This is a genomic window from Halogranum amylolyticum (assembly GCF_900110465.1).
Lineage (GTDB): Archaea > Halobacteriota > Halobacteria > Halobacteriales > Haloferacaceae > Halogranum > Halogranum amylolyticum.
The window spans coordinates 1-20,900 of sequence record NZ_FODV01000005.1 but is presented as its reverse complement, the minus strand read 5'-3'; the positions used below and the strand labels follow the sequence as shown (position 1 = coordinate 20,900).

Here is a 20,900-nt window from a genome sequence, read left to right as displayed (position 1 = left end):
GAGGTCGTCGCGGACGCGGAGACGCCGAGCGGTCGACCGCCGGCGTCTCGTCGTCGCGTTCAGTCGTCGTCTTCGAGCGCCTGCGCGATGCGCTGCAGCTGGCGAGTGGCGTCGCGGACCTCGTCGCGGAGCTGTCGGACCTCGCGGACGAGCTCCTCGTTGCCGGCGCTGCTCTCCTCGCGACCGCCGGGGCCGCCCGGACCGGCGCCGGGACCGCCGCCCATCCCACCAGGGGCACCGCCGGGGCCGCCGCCGCCGCCCATCATCCCGCTCATCATCTGTGCGAAGGGGTTGCCACCGCCGCCGCCCATCCCGCCGGGGCCGCCGCCACCCATCATCTCCTCGGGGCTCGGGCGCTCGCCCTCGCCCTCCTCTCGCTCCTGGGCACGTCGCTCACGAATCTCCTCGACTCGCTCGCGGAACGACTTCTCCTCCTCGTCGCTTCCCGATTCGGGCTCCGGTTCGGCCTCTGCGTCCGTCGGCTCGTCGTTGTGTTCGTCTTCGGCCATGCGCGCCGATTGGCTACCCAGGGGGAAAGGATTGTTGTTTGCCTCACCCACTGACCGCGGTCGGGCGAGGTCGGGACGGGTCGGCGGCGTCACTTCCGACACCGGGTGCGACGAGGGACTGCGGACCCGCAGCGACCGCCGACTTTATCTCGTACCGTGAGTTCGTAGCGAGTAGATGCTGTACTTCTGGGCGGCGAAACTCGTCCTCTGGGTCGTCTTCTGGCTCCTCCGATACACCCCTATCGTCGGTGCGAAACTCTCGGATGCGTACGAGGACCGCGTGTTCCGACCGATCGTCGAGGAGGTGTCGGTAACCGACGTCCGTGCGCAACTGACGGACGACCCGCCGAGTCTCGTCGTCGAGTACGACCTCGAGAACGACAGTTGGGTCGACCTCGGTCTCGCCGGGATGAACGTCCGTGTCGGCCTTCGAGAGGAGGGGGGAACCGTCCGCAACGTCGTCTGGACGCCGGCGTTCCAGGAGCGGCCGCAGAACATCACCGCAGAGCCGCTCCCGAGCGACGGCACCACCGCCGTCGGCTTCGAGTACCTCGCCGGGTCGGCTATCGATGACGGGACGACCGTCCATCTGGACGGCAACCTCGTCTTCGAGTACTCTTTCACGCTCCGTGGTCGACGGTTCCGGTTCGGCGAACGGACGTTCCCGCTCCCGGACCGCGCACTCACCGTCGAACACGAGTGATCTGTCTCGTTACCCGAACGCACCGAGACTCGACTGGACGTCGCGGTCGGTCCGCCCCGCCGTGACCTCGTGGCCGACGAGGTCCCGCAGGTCGACGGCGTAGGTACTCCCCGCGTGATCGAGCACGAGCAGGCGTCCCTTCGTCCCGCGAACCGTCCCGGTGGCGATCGTCTCGCTCATCGGCCGGTCGACGAGGTCGAGACCGTAGTCGAACGCGAACGTCTCCAGAGGGTCGAAGTCGGCGAGGAGGGCGGTCCAGGCGTCGCCGTCGACGGCGCGGTGGAGACCCCGGCGCTTCGTCGGGACTCGCACCCGGTCGGAGACCGTCTCGGCGATGCCGGCCTCGATCTCCCGGGCGAGTCGCCCGTCCCCGACGGTGCGGACGTGGGCGGCGCGGTCGGCACCCTGTTCTCGGAGCCGCGTCTCCAGTCGCCACCGTCGCGTCACGCCTACCTTGAACACGTCGGGCGCGAACGCGGCGAGATACACCGCGTGGTCCTCGTGACAGTCCATCTCGTCTTTGAGGCAGGTGCCGGTACAGCGCGCACAGACCCACGTGTACTGGTGGTCGCGGCAGTACGGCGCGCGTTCGGCGTCGCACGCGAGGTGGCTGTCCTCGTGGACCGTCCCCGCACAGTGACGCTCGCCGAGCGTGTACGCCAGTTCGGTTCCGGGGTCCAGGGCGACGTAGTCGAGGCTGTCGCCCTCGCTCACGAGCAGTCCCGCGTCCGAACCGGCGTCGTACCCGACGATCTGCACGGATAGAGGGAGAGGACCGAACGGTAAAGGTGTGTCTCTCCGACGAGTCGGGAGATTAGATACGGATCTCTATCATCTCGGTAGAATAGATAATGGTAATAAAATGAATAACAGTTTAGGAAGATTTAATTGTGTGTGAGATATTCTCATTTGTGCTATGGTGTACAATAACAATGGCACGTCGCGTCGTGACCTCCTCAAAGCGACGGGGACGGCCGTCACGACGACTGGGTTGATGGGAATGGCCTCGGCCTCGAACGGAAACACCGTCGAAGTCAACGTCGGATACGCGGCGGAGAGCGGCCGCCGGGCCGCACGGAGCGAGGCGAAACGTGTCGAGCGCGAGTTCGCCTTCGACGCGCTGACCATCGAGGTCAACGAGAGCGCGATCCAGGGGCTCCGAAAGCGCAGGGACGTCCGCTACGTCGAGAAGAACGGGACGATGCACGCGCTGGCGCCGAAGGGAGGCAACGGTGGCGGCGGGAGCACCACAGCCGCACAGCAGCTCCCGTGGGGGATCGACCGCGTCGACGCGGAGGTCGCACACGCCAACGGCGAGACGGGTGCCGGCGCAGACGTCGCCATCATCGACACCGGCATCGACTCCGACCATCCGGATCTCGTCGCCAACCTCGGCGCGGGGAAGGCGTTCGTGAAGGCTCGCGGTGGCTACGCCGAGAGCTGGGACGACGACAACGACCACGGGACACACTGCGCCGGGACTGCCGGCGCGGTCGACAACAGCGAGGGCGTCGTCGGTGTCTCGACGGAGGCGACGCTCCACGCCGTGAAGGTGCTCGACAAGCGCGGCAGCGGGTCGTTCTCCGACATCGCCGCCGGCGTCGAGTACGTCGCCGACCAGGGGTGGGACGTCGGCAGCATGAGTCTCGGCGGGAGTTCGGGCACACAAGTGCTGAAAGACGCCTGCCAGTACGCCGTCGACAAGGGCGTGTTCCTCGTCGCCGCGGCCGGCAACTCCGGCCCCTGTACCGACTGTGTCGGCTACCCCGCCGCCTACGACACCGTGATGGCGGTCGGGTCGACGACGAGCAGCGACGGTCTCTCCGAGTTCTCCTCGACCGGCCCGGAGGTCGAGATCGCCGCACCCGGCAGCGACGTCTACTCCACGATACCGGGTGGCTACGACACCTTCTCTGGCACGTCGATGGCCTGTCCGCACGTAGCCGGTGCGGCCGGCCAACTCGCGGCCGACGGGTCGTCGAACGACCAGATCCGAAGTCAACTCGCCTCGACGGCCGAGGACATCGGCCTCGCGAGCAACGAGAGCGGTTCAGGGCTGCTCGACGCCGCCGCTGCACTCGGACTCGACTCGAGCGACGACTAGCCGTCTCCGCTGGTGTTCTCGTCGGTGTCGTCGATGGCGTAGACGCCACTCGCGCCGCAGTCGGGACACCGGATCCGAGTCATCCGCGTCTTCGGCCGCTCGAACGTCGTCTCGCATCGACCGCACTGGTACGCGAACGTTTCTTCCGACTCGTAGCTGGGTTCGAGTCGCGACGTGACTGCACTGAGCAGTCCCATCTGTGGTCACCTCGGCGGCGGTTGTCGATTGATTCCCTTAGGCTTTGGGCAGTCCCGCCGCGACCCTTATGTCTCTCTCACGAGTGTGCTACGGTATGGTCACTGCGACGCTCGACGCCGAACCCGAGGGCACCGTCGTCCGGTTCACGCTCACGGTCGAGAACGACAGCGAGGATCCGCTCGAACTCTCCTTCCCCGACGGTCAGCGCGCGGAGTTCCTGGCACAGCGGGGCGGCGAGACCGTCTGGCGCTGGAGCGAGGGGCAGATGTTCATGCAGATGCTCGGCTCCGAGACCGTCGAACCGGGCGAGACGGTCACCTACGAGGGGGTCTGGGAGAGCCCCGAGTCGGGGACCTACGACTGTCGGGGCGAGGTCGTCGCCGAGGGTCACGGTATCGACGCCGAGACGACGGTGTCGATCTAGTCGGTCAGTTCGTCGACGAGATCACGAGTGGCCTTCCGGACGGCGTCGTCCGAGGAGGTGGTCGGCTCCCAGCCGAGCGCCGACAGTTTCTCGATGGAGAGACGCATCTTCGGGACGTCGCCCTTCCAGCCACGGTCGCCGCCAGTGTACTCGTAGTCGGGGTCGAGCCCCATCTCATCTGCGACGATGTCGGCGATGGTCGTCACCGACGTCGTCGTCCGCGTACCGAGGTTGTAGCTGTTCATCTCCCGGTCGGCGTGCTCGACGACGTGGCACATCGCGTCGACGCAGTCCTCGACGTGGAGATAGGACTTCTCCTGTCGGCCGTCGCCGAGGATCTCCAGCGTCTCGGGGTCGTCGAGGAGTTTCTGGATGAAGTCGGGGACGACGTTGCCGCGCTGGTGGGGACCGACGATGTTGGCGAAGCGGAACACCCACGCGGTGAACCCCTCGGAGTGAGCGTAGGTGGAGACGAGTCCCTCGTCTGCGAGCTTCGAGGCGCCGTAGACGCTGATCGGTTCCAGCGGCGCGTAGTCCTCGGGCGTCGGCATCGGTGCCTCGCCGTAGACCGTCGACGAGGAGGTGAACGCGACGTCGTCGACGCCGACCTCGGCCATCCGTTCGAGGACGTTGTACGTCATCTCGGTGTTCTCCTCGAACAGCTGTCGGGGGTTGGCGTAGTTGGTGTCCGTGTAGGCCGCGAAGTGGAAGACGACGTCGAGGTCCTCGGTGACGGCCTCGGCGACGTCGGCCTCGTCGGTCATGTCGGCTTCGACGAACTCGACGCCGTCGGGGACGCGTTCGCGGTCGCCCTTCGAGAGGTCGTCGGCGACGACGACGTCGTTGTCGGCGGCGAGACGCTTCGCGAGATGCGACCCCACGAGACCCGCACCGCCCGTCACGAGTACGCGCTTGTCGGAGAGGTTCATGTTCGCGAGTGGGTCAGGCGGGAGTAAGTGTATTCTGATTCGCCGGGTCGTCGCCCCTGCGCCTCGACGAACGTTGATGTTCTTCGACACCGTAGTCCACGCTGAGCGTGCAGGTCCGGCACCCATGTCGCTGAAAGCGTTTCTCCGAGAGATGGAGGGCAGACGAAAGACGGTCACCGTCTTCGCCCACGAACCGCAGTTCGGGCTGGGGAACTACTTCGGGGCACGACACGTCACCGTCGAGTACGAACGGCTGCCACCCCACGAGACCGAGGAGTTCGTCACCGTCAGCGAGGGCGAGGAGTTCCTCGGCAGCATCGCCTTCGAGTCGCTGACGGCGCTCGACTCGCCCGTCGTCTGTGACCCCGGTTCGGCGGACGTCGCCGAGGCAGATCTGCGTCACCTGTTCGAACTCCTCGACGACACGCTGTTCTCGTCGTTCGACCGCCGCAAGATGCTCGCGACGTCCCGCGAGATCGAGGACCGGGCGGTGCGCGTCGGTCGCGGGACGCTCTACGCGGGGTTTCAGAACCTCTCGGCGTACCGGGATCAGACGGACGTCTACCGAGACATCGCCGCGGTTCCCGGCCTCGAGGTCCACGTCTACGGCCAGCCCGACTGGGACCCGCCCCTGATTCCGGACGTCACCGTCCACCGCATCCTCAACGACGAGATCGGCGACGTGTGGTTCGTCGCCTACGACGGCGGCGGCGACGACGACTACAAGTGTGCGCTGCTCGCCGAGGAACGCTCTCCGGGCGAGTTCTACGGTTTCTGGACCTACGATCCGACGCTCGTCGACGACGTCGTCGGTCGGATCGAACGCGCGTTCACCCGCTCGACTGACCTCCGAACGTGCCACGACGTCGACGATGGAAACGAAACCCCCTAAGTCGCCGGGCGTCTCGCTTCGGCCATGCAGGACGAACCCGAAGTCGCGGTGCTCCGGTACGGCCACCGACCGGGTCGCGACGATCGGATGACGACGCACGTCGGCCTGACGGCCCGCGCACTGGGCGCCGACCGCGTCATCTTCCCCGGCAACGCCGGGCAGTCACAGGAGACGGTCGAAGACATCACGGGACGCTTCGGCGGCCCCTTCGCGGTCGAACTGACCGACGAACTGAACGCCACGATCCGCGACTGGGAGGGCGTCGTCGTCCACCTGACCATGTACGGCGAGCGCGTCCAGGACGTCGAGGCGGACGTCCGCGAGGCGCACCGCGAGCGACCCATCCTCGTCGTCGTCGGCGGCGAGAAGGTCCCCTTCGAGGTGTACGACGAGGCCGACTGGAACGTCGGCGTCACCAACCAACCGCACTCGGAGGTGGCCGGACTCGCCGTCTTCCTCGACCGACTGTTCGACGGCCGGGAGTTGGAGCGCGAGTGGGAGGACGCGGACCGACGGGTGGTTCCGATGGCGACCGGGAAGAAAGTCGTCGACCCCGAGGAGTGAAGAGGAGCGGAGAGGTGGAGACGCACGGATCGGAACGCGGGAGCGGAGGCAGACGGGAACCCGGTGTGAGAGCTCCGACAGCCGCCTTCGACGGCCTCAGCAGCCGTCGTCGACCGTCACCGTGCCGGCGTTGACGACGGGCTTGCCGTCCGTCGTGTACGGACCGTCTTCCTGCCCGTCCGAGGTGATGAAGTCGTATTCGCCGTTGTCGTTGCTGTCGAAGTGCGGCATCGCGACGAGCGTCTCGTCCCCCGTCAGTCGCTCGTGGTCGAAGTCGCCACCGGGGACCCCCTCGAACAGGTCGATCTCGAGGTCCGTGTGCGTGCCCGCGTCGAGCGCCTCGGAGACGCCGACGACGCTGTCGAACACCTTTCCGTCCTGCAGACTGCTGTCGTGGATAGTGACGAACCCACCCTCCGACAGCGTCGCCTCCGGCACGTAGACCGTCGTCCCGTCGGAGGTCTGGTCCGGGAAGCAGATCTCGGCCGTCGGCATCTCGCTCGCCTCGACCGTGATCTCGGCGTCGTCGAGCACGGCCTCGCCGTTCGCGGTGTACGGTCCGTCGTCCTTCCCGCCAGAGGAGACGAAGTCGTAGGTGTCGTTGTCGTTGGTGTCGAGATGCGGCATCGCGATGAGCGTCTGGTCTTCTTCTAGCATCATCTCGGCGTCGAAGTCGGCCCCGTTCACCTCGAACAGCGTGACCGAGACGTCCTCGTGCGTACCGGCGTTGAGATACGCCGAGACGCCGACGACGCTCTCCAGAACCTTACCGTCGAGGAGACTGGCGTCGTGGATGGCGAGGAACCCGCCCTCCGAGAGGGTGGTCTTCGCGACCTCGACCGTCTTGCCACCGGTCGTCTGGTCGTCGATCGTCACCGACGCCGTCGGGTTCGCGTCGACGGTGATCGCCGCCGAGTCGACGACCGCGCCGCCGTCTCTCGTGTACGGCCCGTCGGCCTTCCCGCCGGAGGAGACGAACTCGTACGTCTCGTTGCCGTTCGTCTCGCGGTGCGGCATGGCGACGAGCGGCTGGTCTCTCTCTAGCATCTCCACGTCGAACTCCGCCCCTTCGACGTCGAACAGCGTGATCTCGACGTGTTCGTGCGTTCCCGCTTCGAGATACGCCGAGACGCCGACGACGCTCTCGAGCGCCTTCCCGTCGTTCAATCGCGCGTCGTGGATGGCGACGTAGCCGCCCTCCGGGAGCGTCGTCTCCGCGACGGTGACGGTCTCGCCGCCGGTCGTCTGATCGTCGAAGGCGACCGTCGCGGACGACTGCTGTGCCACGGCGGTCCCGCCGAGCGCCACGGTAGCACCCGTCGCGGCGGCGACGGTCAGGAAGCGTCTTCGCGACGCCGTTTCGTGGGACGATGCTGTACTGGACCGGCTGATCTCGTCGGCGCGTTCGTCTTCAGACATGGTGTGCGGTCGGGGTGACCCGACATGCGAGACGACGACAGTCCGGGTAAAGGGAATTTTGGCAAATCCGTACATACTCTCACCCAAATTGGTGGCTTTGTCAACCTCGAAGCTACAGAGTCCGGACACGTGTAGTTACGCGCTCCGAGACCACAGAAGGTACGGAGTCGAACTCGGTTCGGGTGGAGATCCGTCGTTCTCGCGCGGTGGACCGACCCGGTGGCCGTATTCGGTGCTTTTAAACTGCTTTGCGGCGGATGTAGAGGCAATGGCTTTTGAGGACCTGCTGAACGACCCTGTCATCCAGAAGTACCTCCACGAGCTGGTTGGCCCCACGGGGATGCCGGTCGCCGCCGCGCCGCCGGACGGCGAAGTGACCGACGAGGAACTGGCCGAGGAGTTGGGTCTCGAACTCAACGACGTGCGTCGGGCACTGTTCATCCTGTACGAGAACGACCTCGCGACGTACCGTCGCGTCCGCGACGAGGACTCCGGGTGGCTCACCTATCTGTGGACCTTCGAGTACGAGAACATCCCAGAGAACCTCAAAGAGGAGATGCACCGGCTGCTGGAGGCGATCGAACAGCGCGAGGAGTACGAGCGCACCCACGAGTTCTACCTCTGTGAGGTCTGTTCGATCCGCTTCGAGTTCGGCGAGGCGATGGACTTCGGCTTCGAGTGTCCCGAGTGCGGGTCGCCGCTCGAGTCGATGGAGAACAACCACCTCGTCGACGCGATGACACGACGCGTCGACGAACTGCGAGACGAACTCAACGTGGACGCCACGAGCTAATGGTCGTACTCGCAACCAAATGTTACGTCGGCGGCGACGCACGCAACCGGGCACTCGACAGCCTCACGTCGATGATCGACAACGACATCGGCGATCTGGACGTCGAGTACGACGTCGGCGTCCGCGACGACGACTTCATCAGCGTCACCGTCACGGGCGAGGACGCCAACGTCGCCCGCAACCTCCTGCGCGAGGAGTGGGGCGAGGTCGTCCCGCAGCACAGAGACGGCGAGACCTACGTCGGCACGCTCGACGCCTGGGACGACGAGGGATTCTACCTCGACGTCGGCCACGGCAACCGCATGTTCGTTCCGACCGAGGAACTCGGCCTCGGACAGGGGACGCCGACGCAGATCCGCGAGCGGTTCGGTATCGTCCAGCACACGCCGCTGAAGTTCGTCGCCGGCGACCCGCCGCGACTGGCCGACGAGACGCGCGACGTGCTCTACGAGTGGACGCGTGGCGAGGGGCGTGTCAACGTCAACAGTGCGACCCGTGGCGAGGTTCGAGCGACGGTGAACCGTGCAGGCCACGCACAGGACATCGTCACGGTCGAGCGACTCGGCCTGCTGGAGCAGAGCATCGTCTGCAAGGAGAGCACCGACCCGCCGGGGCTCCTGTCCAGCATCGGTCAGTATCTGCCTGCGGAACTCCGTTGCGTCGTCGCATGAACAGACGACTGGTCCTCGGGACGGCGTCGCTCGTCGTCCTCCTCCTCTCGGCTGGCTGTCTCGGTGCGGTCATGGGACCGCAGGACGTCTCCGACGAGCGACTGAACGAACCGCCGGCGGCGGCGTACGAGTGGGACAGCGACCGCGACGCCCACATCACTGTCACCGAGAACGCGTCGTTCGCGGCCGTCTACGACGTCAACGAGACCGAGGTCCAACTGTTCCGCCGTGACGGGCTCGGTGGTCGCAACGCCATCTCGGTCAGTGCACTCCAGTACCGGTACGAAAACGGGACCGTCGTCGGTGGCACCGAGTTCCGCGAACGCGGCGGCACCGTCAAACAGACGAACGACGCGGTCACGGTCACCCTCCCGCAGGACGCCCGCGACTCGCCCGGCGAACTCGCGTTCACCTCGTCGTCGACGCCGAAACGGTTCGCACTGCCGACGTTCGTGAAGGGGTCCTACGAGGTCGTCCTCCCGCCGGACCGCCGCATCGACTTCTTCCTCTTCGGACAGGTGCGGCCGACCTACACCGAGCGCACCGTCGACGACCAGAGTCGAACCCACGTCCTGTGGGACGACGTCCAGAGCGACTCGATACTCGTCCAGTTCTATCTCCAGCGTGATCTGACGATCTTCGGCGGCATCGCCGCCGTCGGAGTCGTCGTCGCCGTCGCCGGACTGTTCTACTACAAACGGCAGATCGAAGCGCTCGAGGACCAGCGCCGGGATATGGGCCTCAACGTCGACATCGAAGACGACGACGACGGGCCGCCGCCGGGGATGCGCTGACCGAACGCTCGAACCCGTCTGCAAGCGGCGACTTTTTCCTCACGACGCCCGTGGTCAGCGTATGCGCGTAGCGGTGGTTACCGTCGGCGACGAACTGCTCGCCGGCGACACGGTGAACACGAACGCGACGTGGCTCTGCGAGCGGCTGACGGAACGCGGCGTCCGCGTCGAGCGCGTGACGACGATCCCCGACGACCTGGCCGACATCGCCCGCGTCGTCAACGAGTACAACGCCGAGTACGACGCGGTGATCGTCACCGGTGGGCTCGGCCCGACGCACGACGACCGGACGATGGAGGCGGTCGCCACGGCGTTCGGTCGCGAGACGACAGAACACCCCGACGTCGTCGAGTGGTTCGAGGAGCACGAGGGCTACTCCGGCGACGACCTCGCCGAGGGGACGACGCATCTCCCGGCGGACGCGCGGATGCTGCCGAACGAGGAGGGAGTCGCTCCCGGCTGTGTCGTCGACCGCGTCTACGTCCTCCCGGGCGTCCCGAGCGAGATGAAGGCGATGTTCGAAGAGATCGTAGAGGAGTTTGCCGGCGAGCTGACGTACACGGAGACGGTGACGACGTCGGAACCGGAGAGCGCGCTCCTCGACCGGATGCAGGGAGTCCAAGCGGCGTTCGACGTCGACCTCGGAAGCTACCCCGGCGAGAACGTCCGGCTGAAGGTGACGGCGACCGACCCCGAGACGGTCGCTGCGGCGGCGGCGTGGCTCCGCGAGCGCGTCGACGTGGTCGACGTCCAAGAGGAACGAGCGAGTTAGCGGTACAGGTAGGCCAGCCACCCGACCGTGATGAGCAGGCTTGCCACGAGTACGACGGCACCGGTCTCTGCGATCGGGAGCGCTTCTCCTGAGGTTGCGAGCGGAATCATATCCGGGGGTTACAGTCCGGCCCGCTTAAAGATTCGACATCCGGTCGGTCTGTCGGGTCGGCGAGACTGTCGTCTCGGTCGGCGAACCTGTCTTATGACCGTCGACGACGTACCGAACGTATGACTCGTGCGCTGGCGACCGTCGCGGTCGTCCTCCTCCTCGTCCTCGCAGGCTGTTCGTCGTTCAGCGGTGGTACGCCCACCTCCGAAGCGACCCCGACACCGGAACCGGAGCCAGTGTCGACCCCGACACCGACGACGGAGACGGCAACGACAGAACCGACGGCGACGGCGACCCGGTCTGCCGACGACCCCTACGCCGACCCCGCGAGCGACGTTCTCGGGTGGGAGGACGGCTACTGGTACGACGAGCAGATCGACGTCGACCAGTCGGACGGACTCACCGACGCCGAGCTGGCGGCGTACGTCGGCCGAGCGAAAGCCCGCGTCGAACAGTTACGTCGACAGGAGTTCACCCGCGACGTGCGTATCGAGGTGCTGACCCGCGAGGCGTTCGCCGAGCGCGAACGCGAGCGTAGCCTCGAAGGGCCCGAAGACCCCGAGTACAACCGCTGGAACAACCAGGTATGGGAGGCGCTGTTCGTCGTCGACGAGGACGCGGATATCTCGCGGGCGTTCGACTCACTCGGTGAAACACTCATCCTCGGGCAGTACTTCCGCGGCGAGGACGCGCTGCTCGTCGTCTCCGACGACCCCGAACGTCCCGTCGTCGACAACGAGACGCTGGTCCACGAACTCGTCCACGCGCTGCAGGACCAACAGTACAACCTGAGCGCACCGCAGTACGACCCACAGACGCAGGACGCCCAACTCGCCCGGAACGGACTCACCGAGGGCGAGGCAGAGTACGTGACGACCCGCTACGTCGAACTGTGCGGCACCGAGTGGGACTGCGTGACGACCCCGGCGTCGAACCGACCGACGCCGGACTACAGCCAACTCAACCTCGGCGTCGTGCTCGTCGTCGTCCAACCTTACGGCGACGGGACGGCCTACGTCCACTCGCTCGTCGAACGCGGAGGGTGGGACGCCGTCGACGCCGCCCACGCCGACGTCCCGCGGTCGACCGAGCGCATCATGCACCGCCGCGCCGACGACGAGATCCGGCCGCTCTCCGTCCCCGACACTGCTCGCAACGGCTGGGAGCGCTACGACGTCGCCGACGTCGCCGACGAGGGAGCCGACACAGCCGGCGAGGCGTCCATCTACGTCATGTTCTGGTATCAGGGCTACCGCTACGGCAACGAGGTGATCGACCGCTCGACCGTCCTCCCGCCGGACGCCGGCAGATACGACACCTACAACTTCACGAGCGCGCCCTCACAGGGATGGGGGAACGACAAGATCGTCCCGTACAAGAACGGAGAAGAGGACGGCTACGTCTGGCTGTCGACGTGGGACACCGAACGCGACGCCCGCGAGTTCCACGACGCGTATCTCCGGGTTCTCGAGGGTCACGGAGCCGAACAGCTCGCCGACTCGACGTGGGTGATCGAGGACGGCGGGTTCGCCGACGCGTTCTACGTCGTTCGCGACGGGAGGCGGGTAGTCGTCGTCAACGGGCCGACCGTCGATGACCTCGGCGACATCAGCGCGGACGCCCGGTAGCACCGGAGAAACGGAACACAGGAACCGCTCGCCCGTTCCGGACTGTTTTTGACGCTCGCTTCCCTGCCCACAGCCATGCGTATCGGCGTCGTCGTCAACCCCGTCGCCGGGATGGGCGGCCGAGTAGGGCTGAAAGGGACCGACGGCAAGGTTGCCGAGGCCCGCGAACGTGGTGCGGAGCCACGGGCACCGCAGCGAGCGCGGCGCGCGCTCGATCGACTCGCCGAACTGGCCGACGACGCCGAGATCCTGACCTACGGCGACCCGATGGGGGAGTGCGAGGTCCGCGAGGCCGGGTTCGACCCGACGGTCGTCGGTCGGCCGGACGCGAACGAGACGGACGCGACGGACACGCAGACGGCCGTCGAAGCGCTTCTCGACGCCGACGTCGACCTCGTCCTGTTCGTCGGCGGCGACGGCACCGCCGCGGACGTCGCCGAAGTGCTCGACGGCACCGACACGCCGATGCTGGGCGTCCCAGCCGGCGTGAAGGTCTACTCGTCGGTATTCGGCGTCTCTCCCGAAGACGCGGGTGAGATCGCGGCGACGTTCGACCGGACGGAGCGCCGCGAGGTGATGGACATCGACGAAGACGACTACCGGGCGGGCGAGGTCAGCCCGGAGCTCCGCGGCGTGGCGTTCGTCCCCGTCGCCGACGACCTCCAGTCGTCGAAACAGCTGGGCGGCGGCACCGTCGAGGCGCTCGCCGCGGGCGTCGCCGACAGCGTCGAACCGGGCGTCACCTACGTACTCGGGCCGGGAAGCACCGTCGGCGCGGTGAAGGACGCCCTCGGGTTCGAGGGGTCGGCGCTCGGCGTCGACGTCTGGCGCGACGGAGAACTGCTCGCCCGCGACGCGACGGAAGAGGAGATCCTCGACTGTCTCGGCGAGCGGAACGTCATCGTCGTCACGCCGATCGGGGGACAGGGGTTCGTCTTCGGCCGCGGCAACCCACAGCTCTCGCCCGCCGTCGTCCGGCAGTGCGACGTGGAGATCGTCGCCTCCCGGGCCAAACTCGACGATCTCGGCGTGCTCCGCGTCGACACCGACGACCCCGCCCTCGACGAGGAACTGCGCGGGTGGACGAAGGTCCGAGTCGGCCGGTTCGAACGGCGGATGATGGAAGTGGTGTGAATCGTCTCCTCCCGCCGCGCTCGATTCGAATATAAGGATTCCTGCCTCTAGTCGAATCTTGTACAAATGTTATACGGCGTATAATGGGCATATAGTCAAGATTAAGGTCATCGGTGCGGTACGAAGTCGCATGGAAACGCGGAAGGTCCAGCGACTGGGACCGTCGACGCTAGCGATGACGCTCCCGGCGGAGTGGGCGAAGGAACACGGTGTGAACAAAGGCGACGAGGTGTCGCTCCGGATGGGCGGGAAGGGGACGCTCACCGTCCTCCCCGAGTCTGCCAACACGGAGGACTCGGAGGCGGTGCTCCACGCGGATAACCTCGACGCGGACGCGCTCGAACGTGCGATCGTCGCTCAGTACGTTCTCGGGCGACGCGTCATTCACGTCGAGAAGCGCGAGGGGGCGCTCGACAGCGAACACATCAACGCCGTCTACAAGGCCGAGACGCAACTGATGGGACTGGGCGTCATCGAGGAGACACCCGAACGCATCGCGATCCGGTGTTCGGTCGACCCCGAGGACTTCACCCTCGACAACCTGCTCAGTCGACTGGAGAATACGGGCAGCACGATGCGAGGAGAGGCGGTCAAGGCGCTCGCACACGGCAACCCGGATCTGGCGCAGCGCGCGCTCAACCGCGAACGACAGGCGAACAAGATCTTCGTCCTCCTCCTCCGACTGATCTTCACCGCCTACCAGAACCCGAACCTCTGTCGGGCAGTGGGGCTCGAATCGGGGTTCCCGCTCATCGGCTACCGCTCGGTGGCGAAGAACCTCGAACTGACCGCCGACAACGCCGAGGACATCGCCGAGATCGTCCTCGACACCGAGGGTCACACCCTCGACGTCGAGTCGTCGACCATGCGGCGCATCCGCGAGTACACCGACCAGGTCGACGAGATCACCGTCAAGGCAGTCGAGGCGGTCGTCGAACGGAACTACGACAAGACCATCGAGGTACGGCGTCTGTTCCACGACATCAGCGACCGCGAACGCGACATCCTCAACGACCTGCCGGAGATGTCGAACCAGGACCTCCTCCGCGTGCGCGAGGTGCTCGTGAGCCTCCAGCAGACCGCCCAGTACGCCATGCGGAACGCCGAGATCGCGGCGAACCTCGCGCTGAACGAGGAGAACGAACACGTCACGATCACCTGAGCCGCCGCATGACGTGAGTTCGGGTCAGGACAGTCGACAGCCACTTTTCGTCGCTCTCTGTCGTTCGCCCGTGAACCGAGCACGCGTCGTCACTGGCCTGTACGGTGTCACTGGCGTCGCGTCTCTCGTGTAGGGTCTCCTCATGCACACCCGTGTCGGGGTGACGCTCGGGGCTGTGCTCCTCGTCGTCGGCGGTCTCCTCACTGTCGGCGTCGCCCTCGACTTCGTCTGAAACGCTCGCTACCGGTCGACTCGATCGGGTCAGTCGGCGGTTGCCTCCACGAGCGTCGTTGTCGACGTCTTCTTCGCTCGCAACGGGTTTCGACGTTCGATCTCGCAGTCGAACGCCGGATGCTCACAGAAGTGCCGGATCAGCATGTGGCGTCGCGACCCGGTGATGCCGGTCCGGCCGACGTCGTCGGCGTCGAACTCGTCGGGAAGCCGACTGTACAACCGCTGGAGTGTCTCGAAACTCTCGAACACCTTCGCGTTGCCCGTCGAGTCCGCACTGCGTCGCGAGACGACGTAGCTGCCGTCCTCGCGGTACTCGCCGGCGGTACGGAAGAACTCGCGTTTCTCTGTCAGCGCCGACCCGAGTGCGGACTGCAGCTCGGCGGCGTCGGATCTGGACAGTTCGCACGTTCGGTCGTCCAACTGAACGACGACGGACTCGCCGTCCGTCGAGACGGTGACTGTGGTCTCATCGCGCGAGAAGAACTCGATCAGGAGACTGGGTACTCCGTGACATACACTGTCCGACGGGCGTCTCCGATAAAACCCTGTCGACGGTCCCGAGCGTTCACACGGTCGGGGGCGCGCGGCGATCCGAGAGCAGTCCACCGTCGTCGGTCGTCGTGCTGTCGTCCTGAGACGTCGACGTCGGTGTGGCGGTCGGGGTCGCCGGCGAGTCTCCACCGTCGGCGTCCGGCTCGTCGTCGGTTGCGGTCGTCGTAGTCTCGTCGGCGTCCGGTGTGGTCGCCGCTGTCGACGTCGCTCCGTCACCGCCGTCGGTCTCCGTCTCCGCTCCGACCGCAGTCTCCCCTTTCGTCCCGAACAGGTCCGTCTCGACGGTCTCGGTGTAGGTCAACTCGTCGAGCGGAACGCGGACGGTTTCACCGCTCACGTCGATCTTCGCGTAGAAGTCGATCTCGAGGTCGGTCCGCTGGTTCGCCTCCAGATGGCTCACCCACCACTCGTCGAGCGTCGGGTTTTCGATCGTCGTCCGCGTCTCGACGGTTCGTTCGGAACGCGCCGGGACGACGTAGCTCTGTGCCGACGTTCCGTTGCCGACGGTGATGTCGTTCATCGTGACGGTGTAGCCGACTTCCGAGATCGGAATCGGGTAGCTCTTCGGGTTGTACATCGTGAACTCCATCGCGATGGGCGTCGCCGACTCGTTGACGGTCCCCCACCGTGCGCTCGTCTCGTTGACGTAGAGCACCGGGTCGGAGATGAGGGCGGCGTCGGCGTTCACCGGACGGGTCTCCGTGGAGTTGAACTCCGAGATGATGTCGGTCTCGACGGACCGCTCGACCTGTGGTGCACCGAACGACCGATCGACGAGCGACGAGTGGATGTTCGCGTCGACCCGCATCGTCGTCGCGAACGGGAGCGTCGAGTTCCCCCGCTCGATGTCGACGCTGGCCTTCTTCCCGTGAGCCATCTCGACGTCGTTCATCGACACGGCGTAGTCGACCGACAGTCCGCCGAGGGTGACACCGAGAGGGTTGGGGTTCGACACCTGCAGGTCGCTCTCGACGACCGTCGCCGTCTCGTTGACGCTACCGAACCGGTTCTCTACTCTCGTCACCGACGGGGTGCCGACGACACCGAGCGCGACGGTACCGCCGACGACACCGACGAGCAATACCACTCCGATTAGACTGACTTTCCACTTTTCGAACATAGACGTCGGTGGTCGTTCGTCCTATATATTCGGTGCGACTCGAAGCGACAGGGTTCGACGTGGGCGAAGGTCGTCTGCCCGGGCGGTCGGCCGTCGGGTGTGTGAGGGTGTCGAATGAACTAAGTGCTGGCCATCGAACCCAGAGATATGGACGTGCACGTGGTTCAGTCGGACAAGGGAATCGGACTCGCGATGCTGTTTTCGCTGCTGGCGATCGGCGGTGCGGCCGTCATGCTGGGCGCACCCGGGCAGGTGACGAAGGCGTGGGGGTTCGCATTGGCGATGCTCGCCGCCTCGTTGGCCATCGTCGGAACCCATCTCTACTGGGAGTAGCGACAATCGTTAATATCCACAGTCCCTAGAGAGCGTCGAATGACGAAGTACACCGAAGAGGAACAGCGGATCGTCGCCTACCTCAGCGACGCCGTCGCCGGCGGGGAGCGATATTTCCGGGCGAAGAATATCGCCGAAGCCATCGGCCTCTCGGCGAAACAGGTGGGTTCACGCCTCCCGCGGCTCGCAGAGAAGTCCGAAGACGTCGAAATCGAAAAGTGGGGTCGTGCTCGCTCGACGACCTGGCGCGTCAGCCCGAGCTAACACCCCGTTTTTTTAGTGTCTCGCCCGAAGAGGTTTCCATGACTGTCCGGGTTCAGCGGACGTTCGAGTTCGACGCAGCGCCTCGGCGCGTCTGGGAGTTCATCGCCGATCCAGCGAAGCGTGCCGAGGCCATCAGCGTCGTCGAGGAGTACGAGATCGACCCGACCGACGAGCGGAAGGCGACGTGGCACATCGAACTCCCTATCCCGCTTCTCAGCTCCACCGTCAGTGTCGAAACCGAGGACATCGCACGCGACGAACCGCGCTACGTGAAGTTCGCCGGTAAGTCGCGCGCACTCCGCGTGACCGGCGAGCACACCATCGAAGAGACCGAGAACGGCTGTAAGCTCCACAACGAGTTCGTCGTCGACGGCCGGCTTCCGGGCGTCGAGAAGTTCTTCAAACGCAACCTCGATCGGGAACTCGACAACCTCGAAGACGCTCTGCGGCGTGATCTCGGGTTGACCGCATGATACTCGCGCTCGCCCAACTCGACCAGACCGCAGGCGACATCGACGGCAACCTCGAACGGGCGGAACGCGCCGTCGCCGACGCCGCCGACCGGGGTGCGGACCTCGTCGCACTCCCCGAACTGTTCACAGTCGGCTACTTCGCCTTCGAGTCGTACGCCCGAGACGCCGAGGGACTGAACGGTTCGACGTTCGTCAGACTCGGCGAGATGGCCGCCGAACACGGGGTCGGTCTCCTCGCCGGGAGCCACGTCGAGGATCTCGAAGTCAGCGCCGAAGCGGGGTACGACGTCCCCGACGACAGCGGACTCGCCAACACGGCTGTGTTCTTCGACCGCGACGGCGACCAGCGAGCGGTGTACCGGAAACACCATCTGTTCGGGTACGAGTCGGCCGAGTCGCGACTGTTGACTCCCGGTAACGTCCTCGAGACCGTGTCGTTCGAAGGGTTCGAGGTCGGGATGACGACGTGTTACGACCTCCGGTTCCCCGAACTCTACCGATCGCTCGCGGAAGCGGGTGCGACGCTCGTGCTCGTTCCGAGCGCCTGGCCGTACCCACGCGTCGAACACTGGCAGACGCTGCCGCGAGCGCGCGCGATCGAGAACCAGTGTTACGTCGCGAGCGTCAACGGGGCCACGGAATTCGACGAGGCGCGACTGCTCGGTCGCTCGACCGTCTTCGACCCCTGGGGGACGCCGATTGCGAGCGCGGGCGACGAGCCGACGCTCGTCACGGCCGAGATCGACCCCGAACGGGTCGAGACGGTTCGCGAAGAGTTCCCTGCGCTCGCAGACCGACGGTAGCGACGCGCTACAGCCGGTCGCCTCGTCTCCGAACGGCGAGTCTCGTGTGAACGGCCGATGCCGGTGGCTTTATCCATCACGCCCTCCAAGCACCAGTGCCGGAAGTCGACGCTTTTCTCGTCGCTGCCGGCAGCAACCGCCGCATCGTACTGCAGTGCAGGGGTCCACTGTAGTGCATCATCGAAGGCGGCTCCGCCAGCCGCCGCACGTCGCCGCTCGGTTTCATCCGCCGCGCCGGTGACACGCCATGGCCATGGCACGTTCGCCCCTGATCCCGGCAGGGGCGCACTTTCACGCACCTCAGTCTCTTCCCTTCGAGTTCACACTCGCGAGCGACTGCGCTCGCTCACCGATCGGAGAGACGGGGGAGAAAGAACCAGGACCCGACGTGTCTCGTCCGGACTAGGCGTCCAGGTTCGCGACAGCCGGCTCAGTTAACTCAGATGTCATCGAGGAACTGCGAAGGCGTCACCACGTCCATATCCTTCTTCGCGACGTGGTTGACGATGTTCTCGAAGTCGTCCATCGGGGTCTCGTAGTCGGGACCGTCGCCGATGCCGTGCCACGCGATGGAGACCATCTGGTTGTACTCCTCTGCGATGTTGAGTACGCGACGGGTGCCACGGGGGTCACGACCCATCACACGGGACATCGTGAGCATGCTGCTCGGGTGCTGGGCGTTGTTCGGACAGGCGCCGAACATGAACCCCGTGTCGTGGAACTCGGAGACGATGTCGAGCGTCGTACTGTCGACGCGGTGGTACGGCGCGACGAAGTGGCGGGCGCCCTTCGGGAACCCTTTCAGGTCAAGGTAGTTGTACGTCTGCTGGATGACCTCACGCTGTTTCTGCTCGGAGTACGACGGCAGCGGGTTCGGTACCTGCGGGTGCGCCATCATATCCCACCCCGCGTCGCGCATCTCGCGCATCTGGCCGGTCGTGAGGTTCCCCTGACTGTTGATTGCGTCCGGGATGACGGCGACCCCTCCGGCCCACCCGTTCTCCTGGAGCATCGGGAACGCCACTTCGTACTGGGAGGTGACGGCGTCGTCGAAAGTGAACATTACCTTCCCCTTGTCCGGTTTCGGTATCTTGCGGAGGTCGTCGACGCGGAAGTCGATGGGTGTTCCCTCCTCCGAGAGGACGAGGAGGCGGAGTTCCTGAACGGCCGAGAGATCCGGGTCCCCCTTCCGACCGGTGTAGCCGAGGTCGATGCGAACCCAGCCGTTCAGCTCTTGGGGGATGAACCGCTTGCTCGTGAGCATGTCGCTGCGGGCGGGGGCGATGAACTCCATCGCGACCTTCCCGCTCGCGGGCTTCTCGAGTTTGACCGCCAGCGACAGGTCGTGTTTCGAGAGGTCGAGCCCGTCCGGGAACGCCTTGTAGATCCCCGCCGCACCGCCGTCTTTGTTCCGGAGGTGGAGCGACTGGCTACCGGCGTACACGTCGTTCGTGTCGGTCGCGACGTCGCCACGGATGGTTCCCCACCGGGCCTCCTCGTAGTTCTCGAAGTCTTCGACGAGTTCGCCGCGCGAGAACGCCGGGTCGTTCGACTGTGCAGGTGTCTCCGTCCCCTCGTCCGTCGTCGTCGCGGTCGTCTGTGCGGTCGGCGTCCCGGTCGCAGTCGCGTTGGAGGGCGCAGTGCCGTCGGGATCACCGGTACAGCCTGCGACGCCAGCCACACCGACTGCACCGATGCTCGCGAGGAACCGTCGACGGGTCGAGTTTCGCTTCGTCATTCTACTTCACTGTTGGGGCCGACGGTCTTTCCTATGGTCTGGCTAAACGATACGTTCGATGCTAAACTCTCGGTTTTTGAATCTGATATCGCAGGCGTGGGCGGCATAGGACACACCTAAACGGCACACGACGCCTCGACGAAGAAAAGAGGGAAGCGCCGGAGGTTCAGTCGTCTTTGGTTTTGATGTCGGCGGAGAGCCCCTGAGCCATCTGGATGTCTTTGGAGTTGTTGAGCGTCCAGGCGGTCCGCTCGGTGACAGCCTCGATGATCTCACGGGCCGAGGGGTAGCCGTTGCCGGACTTCTTGACCCCGCCGAACGGCAGGTGGACCTCCGCGCCGATACACGGGAGGTTGCCGTAGGCGAGGCCGACCTCGGCGTTGTCGCGGTAGTAGTTGATCTGGCGGTAGTTCTCCGAGATGATGGCACCGGCGAGTCCGTAGTCGGTGTCGTTCTGGATCGCGACGCCCTCCTCGACGTCACCGGAGTATTTCAGCAGCGCCACGTGCGGGCCGAACACTTCCTCGTGGGTACAGCGGAGGTCCTCCCAGGCGTCGGCCTCGTAGACGAACGGAC

Annotated in this window: 25 protein-coding genes; 16 read left to right on the top strand and 9 right to left on the bottom strand. The window is 65.8% G+C overall.

The window, feature by feature from the left end; genetic code table 11:
- Positions 1 to 59 precede the first annotated feature (59 nt).
- Positions 60 to 509 (bottom strand): hypothetical protein, encoded by a 450-nt coding sequence (locus BSG17_RS11040; RefSeq protein ID WP_089824004.1) that lies wholly within the window; start codon positions 507 to 509, stop codon positions 60 to 62.
- Positions 510 to 684: 175 nt separating this feature from the next.
- Here BSG17_RS11040 and BSG17_RS11035 point away from each other — a divergent pair, with 175 nt between their 5' ends.
- Entirely contained in the window at positions 685 to 1,212 is a 528-nt protein-coding gene (locus BSG17_RS11035) for a hypothetical protein (RefSeq protein ID WP_089824002.1), read from the top strand.
- A 9-nt stretch (positions 1,213 to 1,221) separates the two neighbouring features.
- Here the strand turns inward: BSG17_RS11035 and BSG17_RS11030 are convergent, their stop codons facing one another.
- Positions 1,222 to 1,971 (bottom strand): DUF2797 domain-containing protein, encoded by a 750-nt coding sequence (locus BSG17_RS11030; RefSeq protein ID WP_089824001.1) that lies wholly within the window; start codon positions 1,969 to 1,971, stop codon positions 1,222 to 1,224.
- Between the two features lie 157 nt (positions 1,972 to 2,128).
- Between BSG17_RS11030 and BSG17_RS11025 the strand changes: the two genes are divergently transcribed.
- A complete protein-coding gene (locus BSG17_RS11025; RefSeq protein WP_089824000.1) occupies positions 2,129 to 3,316 on the top strand; it encodes a S8 family peptidase in 1,188 nt (395 codons plus the stop codon).
- On the opposite strand, the gene BSG17_RS11020 is transcribed toward BSG17_RS11025, so the two are convergent.
- Positions 3,313 to 3,513 (bottom strand): Rpo12/RPC10 RNA polymerase subunit family protein, encoded by a 201-nt coding sequence (locus BSG17_RS11020; RefSeq protein WP_089823998.1) that lies wholly within the window; start codon positions 3,511 to 3,513, stop codon positions 3,313 to 3,315. The genes BSG17_RS11025 and BSG17_RS11020 overlap by 4 nt on opposite strands.
- A 95-nt stretch (positions 3,514 to 3,608) precedes the next feature.
- Between BSG17_RS11020 and BSG17_RS11015 the strand changes: the two genes are divergently transcribed.
- Positions 3,609 to 3,938, top strand: a complete 330-nt coding sequence (locus tag BSG17_RS11015; protein ID WP_089823996.1) for a BsuPI-related putative proteinase inhibitor — start codon at positions 3,609 to 3,611, stop codon at positions 3,936 to 3,938.
- Here BSG17_RS11015 and BSG17_RS11010 read toward each other — a convergent pair.
- Positions 3,935 to 4,867, bottom strand: a complete 933-nt coding sequence (locus BSG17_RS11010) for an NAD-dependent epimerase/dehydratase family protein (RefSeq protein WP_089823994.1) — start codon at positions 4,865 to 4,867, stop codon at positions 3,935 to 3,937. The genes BSG17_RS11015 and BSG17_RS11010 overlap by 4 nt on opposite strands.
- A gap of 76 nt (positions 4,868 to 4,943) precedes the next feature.
- Between BSG17_RS11010 and BSG17_RS11005 the strand changes: the two genes are divergently transcribed.
- Both BSG17_RS11005 and BSG17_RS11000 read left to right on the top strand, forming a co-directional pair.
- The gene (locus BSG17_RS11005; RefSeq protein ID WP_170864783.1) at positions 4,944 to 5,759 is read left to right on the top strand and encodes a DICT sensory domain-containing protein; all 816 of its coding nucleotides are present in this window, start codon (positions 4,944 to 4,946) and stop codon (positions 5,757 to 5,759) included.
- A 24-nt stretch (positions 5,760 to 5,783) separates the two neighbouring features.
- Entirely contained in the window at positions 5,784 to 6,323 is a 540-nt protein-coding gene (locus BSG17_RS11000) for a tRNA (cytidine(56)-2'-O)-methyltransferase (RefSeq protein ID WP_089823989.1), read from the top strand.
- 96 nt (positions 6,324 to 6,419) lie between these two features.
- Here the strand turns inward: BSG17_RS11000 and BSG17_RS27485 are convergent, their stop codons facing one another.
- Positions 6,420 to 7,742 (bottom strand): DUF7282 domain-containing protein, encoded by a 1,323-nt coding sequence (locus BSG17_RS27485; RefSeq protein ID WP_139246594.1) that lies wholly within the window; start codon positions 7,740 to 7,742, stop codon positions 6,420 to 6,422.
- Positions 7,743 to 8,010: 268 nt separating this feature from the next.
- On the opposite strand from BSG17_RS27485, the gene BSG17_RS10990 reads away from it, so the two are divergent.
- The 7 genes from BSG17_RS10990 (at position 8,011) to BSG17_RS10960 (ending at position 14,807) form a co-directional block, all read left to right on the top strand.
- Positions 8,011 to 8,535: a transcription factor gene (locus tag BSG17_RS10990; protein WP_089823987.1), complete on the top strand. Its 525-nt coding sequence runs from the start codon at positions 8,011 to 8,013 to the stop codon at positions 8,533 to 8,535.
- Positions 8,535 to 9,206 (top strand): DUF2110 family protein, encoded by a 672-nt coding sequence (locus BSG17_RS10985; protein WP_089823984.1) that lies wholly within the window; start codon positions 8,535 to 8,537, stop codon positions 9,204 to 9,206. Before BSG17_RS10990 ends, BSG17_RS10985 begins: the two co-directional genes overlap by 1 nt.
- Positions 9,203 to 10,000 (top strand): DUF5803 family protein, encoded by a 798-nt coding sequence (locus tag BSG17_RS10980; RefSeq protein WP_089823982.1) that lies wholly within the window; start codon positions 9,203 to 9,205, stop codon positions 9,998 to 10,000. Before BSG17_RS10985 ends, BSG17_RS10980 begins: the two co-directional genes overlap by 4 nt.
- A gap of 61 nt (positions 10,001 to 10,061) precedes the next feature.
- A complete protein-coding gene (locus BSG17_RS10975) occupies positions 10,062 to 10,772 on the top strand; it encodes a competence/damage-inducible protein A (protein WP_089823980.1) in 711 nt (236 codons plus the stop codon).
- Positions 10,773 to 11,002: 230 nt separating this feature from the next.
- Complete coding sequence (locus BSG17_RS10970; RefSeq protein ID WP_089823978.1) at positions 11,003 to 12,511, top strand: Hvo_1808 family surface protein; 1,509 nt, start codon at positions 11,003 to 11,005, stop codon at positions 12,509 to 12,511.
- Positions 12,512 to 12,586: 75 nt separating this feature from the next.
- Positions 12,587 to 13,645, top strand: coding sequence for an ATP-NAD kinase family protein (locus BSG17_RS10965; protein ID WP_089823976.1), 1,059 nt, complete (start codon positions 12,587 to 12,589; stop codon positions 13,643 to 13,645).
- Positions 13,646 to 13,775: 130 nt separating this feature from the next.
- Positions 13,776 to 14,807, top strand: a complete 1,032-nt coding sequence (locus tag BSG17_RS10960; RefSeq protein ID WP_089823974.1) for a phosphate uptake regulator PhoU — start codon at positions 13,776 to 13,778, stop codon at positions 14,805 to 14,807.
- A gap of 261 nt (positions 14,808 to 15,068) precedes the next feature.
- Here the strand turns inward: BSG17_RS10960 and BSG17_RS10955 are convergent, their stop codons facing one another.
- Together BSG17_RS10955 and BSG17_RS10950 are read right to left on the bottom strand one after the other, a co-directional pair.
- Positions 15,069 to 15,440 (bottom strand): DUF7528 family protein, encoded by a 372-nt coding sequence (locus BSG17_RS10955; RefSeq protein WP_089824688.1) that lies wholly within the window; start codon positions 15,438 to 15,440, stop codon positions 15,069 to 15,071.
- A gap of 166 nt (positions 15,441 to 15,606) precedes the next feature.
- Positions 15,607 to 16,713, bottom strand: a complete 1,107-nt coding sequence (locus tag BSG17_RS10950) for an LEA type 2 family protein (RefSeq protein ID WP_089823972.1) — start codon at positions 16,711 to 16,713, stop codon at positions 15,607 to 15,609.
- Between the two features lie 147 nt (positions 16,714 to 16,860).
- Here BSG17_RS10950 and BSG17_RS10945 point away from each other — a divergent pair, with 147 nt between their 5' ends.
- The 4 genes from BSG17_RS10945 to BSG17_RS10930 are packed head-to-tail and all read left to right on the top strand — an operon-like array spanning position 16,861 to position 18,586.
- Positions 16,861 to 17,046 (top strand): DUF7525 family protein, encoded by a 186-nt coding sequence (locus tag BSG17_RS10945; RefSeq protein WP_089823970.1) that lies wholly within the window; start codon positions 16,861 to 16,863, stop codon positions 17,044 to 17,046.
- Positions 17,047 to 17,085: 39 nt separating this feature from the next.
- Positions 17,086 to 17,310 (top strand): DUF7123 family protein, encoded by a 225-nt coding sequence (locus tag BSG17_RS10940; RefSeq protein ID WP_089823968.1) that lies wholly within the window; start codon positions 17,086 to 17,088, stop codon positions 17,308 to 17,310.
- Between the two features lie 38 nt (positions 17,311 to 17,348).
- Positions 17,349 to 17,783 carry an SRPBCC family protein gene (locus tag BSG17_RS10935; protein WP_089823966.1) on the top strand — a complete coding sequence of 145 codons (435 nt, stop codon included), beginning with the start codon at positions 17,349 to 17,351 and terminating at the stop codon, positions 17,781 to 17,783.
- Complete coding sequence (locus tag BSG17_RS10930) at positions 17,780 to 18,586, top strand: carbon-nitrogen family hydrolase (RefSeq protein WP_089823964.1); 807 nt, start codon at positions 17,780 to 17,782, stop codon at positions 18,584 to 18,586. The genes BSG17_RS10935 and BSG17_RS10930 overlap by 4 nt, the downstream gene beginning before the upstream one ends.
- A 439-nt stretch (positions 18,587 to 19,025) precedes the next feature.
- Here the strand turns inward: BSG17_RS10930 and BSG17_RS10925 are convergent, their stop codons facing one another.
- Both BSG17_RS10925 and BSG17_RS10920 read right to left on the bottom strand, forming a co-directional pair.
- Positions 19,026 to 20,324, bottom strand: coding sequence for a polysaccharide deacetylase family protein (locus BSG17_RS10925; protein ID WP_089823961.1), 1,299 nt, complete (start codon positions 20,322 to 20,324; stop codon positions 19,026 to 19,028).
- A 166-nt stretch (positions 20,325 to 20,490) separates the two neighbouring features.
- Positions 20,491 to 20,900: aldehyde dehydrogenase family protein (locus BSG17_RS10920; RefSeq protein WP_139246593.1), on the bottom strand; the 410-nt coding region annotated here is incomplete at its 5' end.

Bases quoted from the DNA above. Each gene is read 5' to 3' on its own strand.
- BSG17_RS10990 (WP_089823987.1), top strand. From the start codon at position 8,011: ATGGCTTTTGAGGACCTGCTGAACGACCCTGTCATCCAGAAGTACCTC.
- BSG17_RS27485 (WP_139246594.1), bottom strand. From the start codon at position 7,742: ATGTCTGAAGACGAACGCGCCGACGAGATCAGCCGGTCCAGTACAGCA.
- BSG17_RS10950 (WP_089823972.1), bottom strand. From the start codon at position 16,713: ATGTTCGAAAAGTGGAAAGTCAGTCTAATCGGAGTGGTATTGCTCGTC.
- BSG17_RS11015 (WP_089823996.1), top strand. From the start codon at position 3,609: ATGGTCACTGCGACGCTCGACGCCGAACCCGAGGGCACCGTCGTCCGG.
- BSG17_RS10935 (WP_089823966.1), top strand. From the start codon at position 17,349: ATGACTGTCCGGGTTCAGCGGACGTTCGAGTTCGACGCAGCGCCTCGG.
- BSG17_RS11025 (WP_089824000.1), top strand. From the start codon at position 2,129: ATGGTGTACAATAACAATGGCACGTCGCGTCGTGACCTCCTCAAAGCG.
- BSG17_RS11005 (WP_170864783.1), top strand. From the start codon at position 4,944: ATGTTCTTCGACACCGTAGTCCACGCTGAGCGTGCAGGTCCGGCACCC.
- BSG17_RS10930 (WP_089823964.1), top strand. From the start codon at position 17,780: ATGATACTCGCGCTCGCCCAACTCGACCAGACCGCAGGCGACATCGAC.
- BSG17_RS10965 (WP_089823976.1), top strand. From the start codon at position 12,587: ATGCGTATCGGCGTCGTCGTCAACCCCGTCGCCGGGATGGGCGGCCGA.
- BSG17_RS10940 (WP_089823968.1), top strand. From the start codon at position 17,086: ATGACGAAGTACACCGAAGAGGAACAGCGGATCGTCGCCTACCTCAGC.
- BSG17_RS10925 (WP_089823961.1), bottom strand. From the start codon at position 20,324: ATGACGAAGCGAAACTCGACCCGTCGACGGTTCCTCGCGAGCATCGGT.
- BSG17_RS11000 (WP_089823989.1), top strand. From the start codon at position 5,784: ATGCAGGACGAACCCGAAGTCGCGGTGCTCCGGTACGGCCACCGACCG.
- BSG17_RS10945 (WP_089823970.1), top strand. From the start codon at position 16,861: ATGGACGTGCACGTGGTTCAGTCGGACAAGGGAATCGGACTCGCGATG.
- BSG17_RS10985 (WP_089823984.1), top strand. From the start codon at position 8,535: ATGGTCGTACTCGCAACCAAATGTTACGTCGGCGGCGACGCACGCAAC.
- BSG17_RS10975 (WP_089823980.1), top strand. From the start codon at position 10,062: ATGCGCGTAGCGGTGGTTACCGTCGGCGACGAACTGCTCGCCGGCGAC.
- BSG17_RS10960 (WP_089823974.1), top strand. From the start codon at position 13,776: ATGGAAACGCGGAAGGTCCAGCGACTGGGACCGTCGACGCTAGCGATG.
- BSG17_RS10970 (WP_089823978.1), top strand. From the start codon at position 11,003: ATGACTCGTGCGCTGGCGACCGTCGCGGTCGTCCTCCTCCTCGTCCTC.
- BSG17_RS10980 (WP_089823982.1), top strand. From the start codon at position 9,203: ATGAACAGACGACTGGTCCTCGGGACGGCGTCGCTCGTCGTCCTCCTC.
- BSG17_RS11020 (WP_089823998.1), bottom strand. From the start codon at position 3,513: ATGGGACTGCTCAGTGCAGTCACGTCGCGACTCGAACCCAGCTACGAG.
- BSG17_RS11010 (WP_089823994.1), bottom strand. From the start codon at position 4,867: ATGAACCTCTCCGACAAGCGCGTACTCGTGACGGGCGGTGCGGGTCTC.
- BSG17_RS11035 (WP_089824002.1), top strand. From the start codon at position 685: ATGCTGTACTTCTGGGCGGCGAAACTCGTCCTCTGGGTCGTCTTCTGG.
- BSG17_RS11040 (WP_089824004.1), bottom strand. From the start codon at position 509: ATGGCCGAAGACGAACACAACGACGAGCCGACGGACGCAGAGGCCGAA.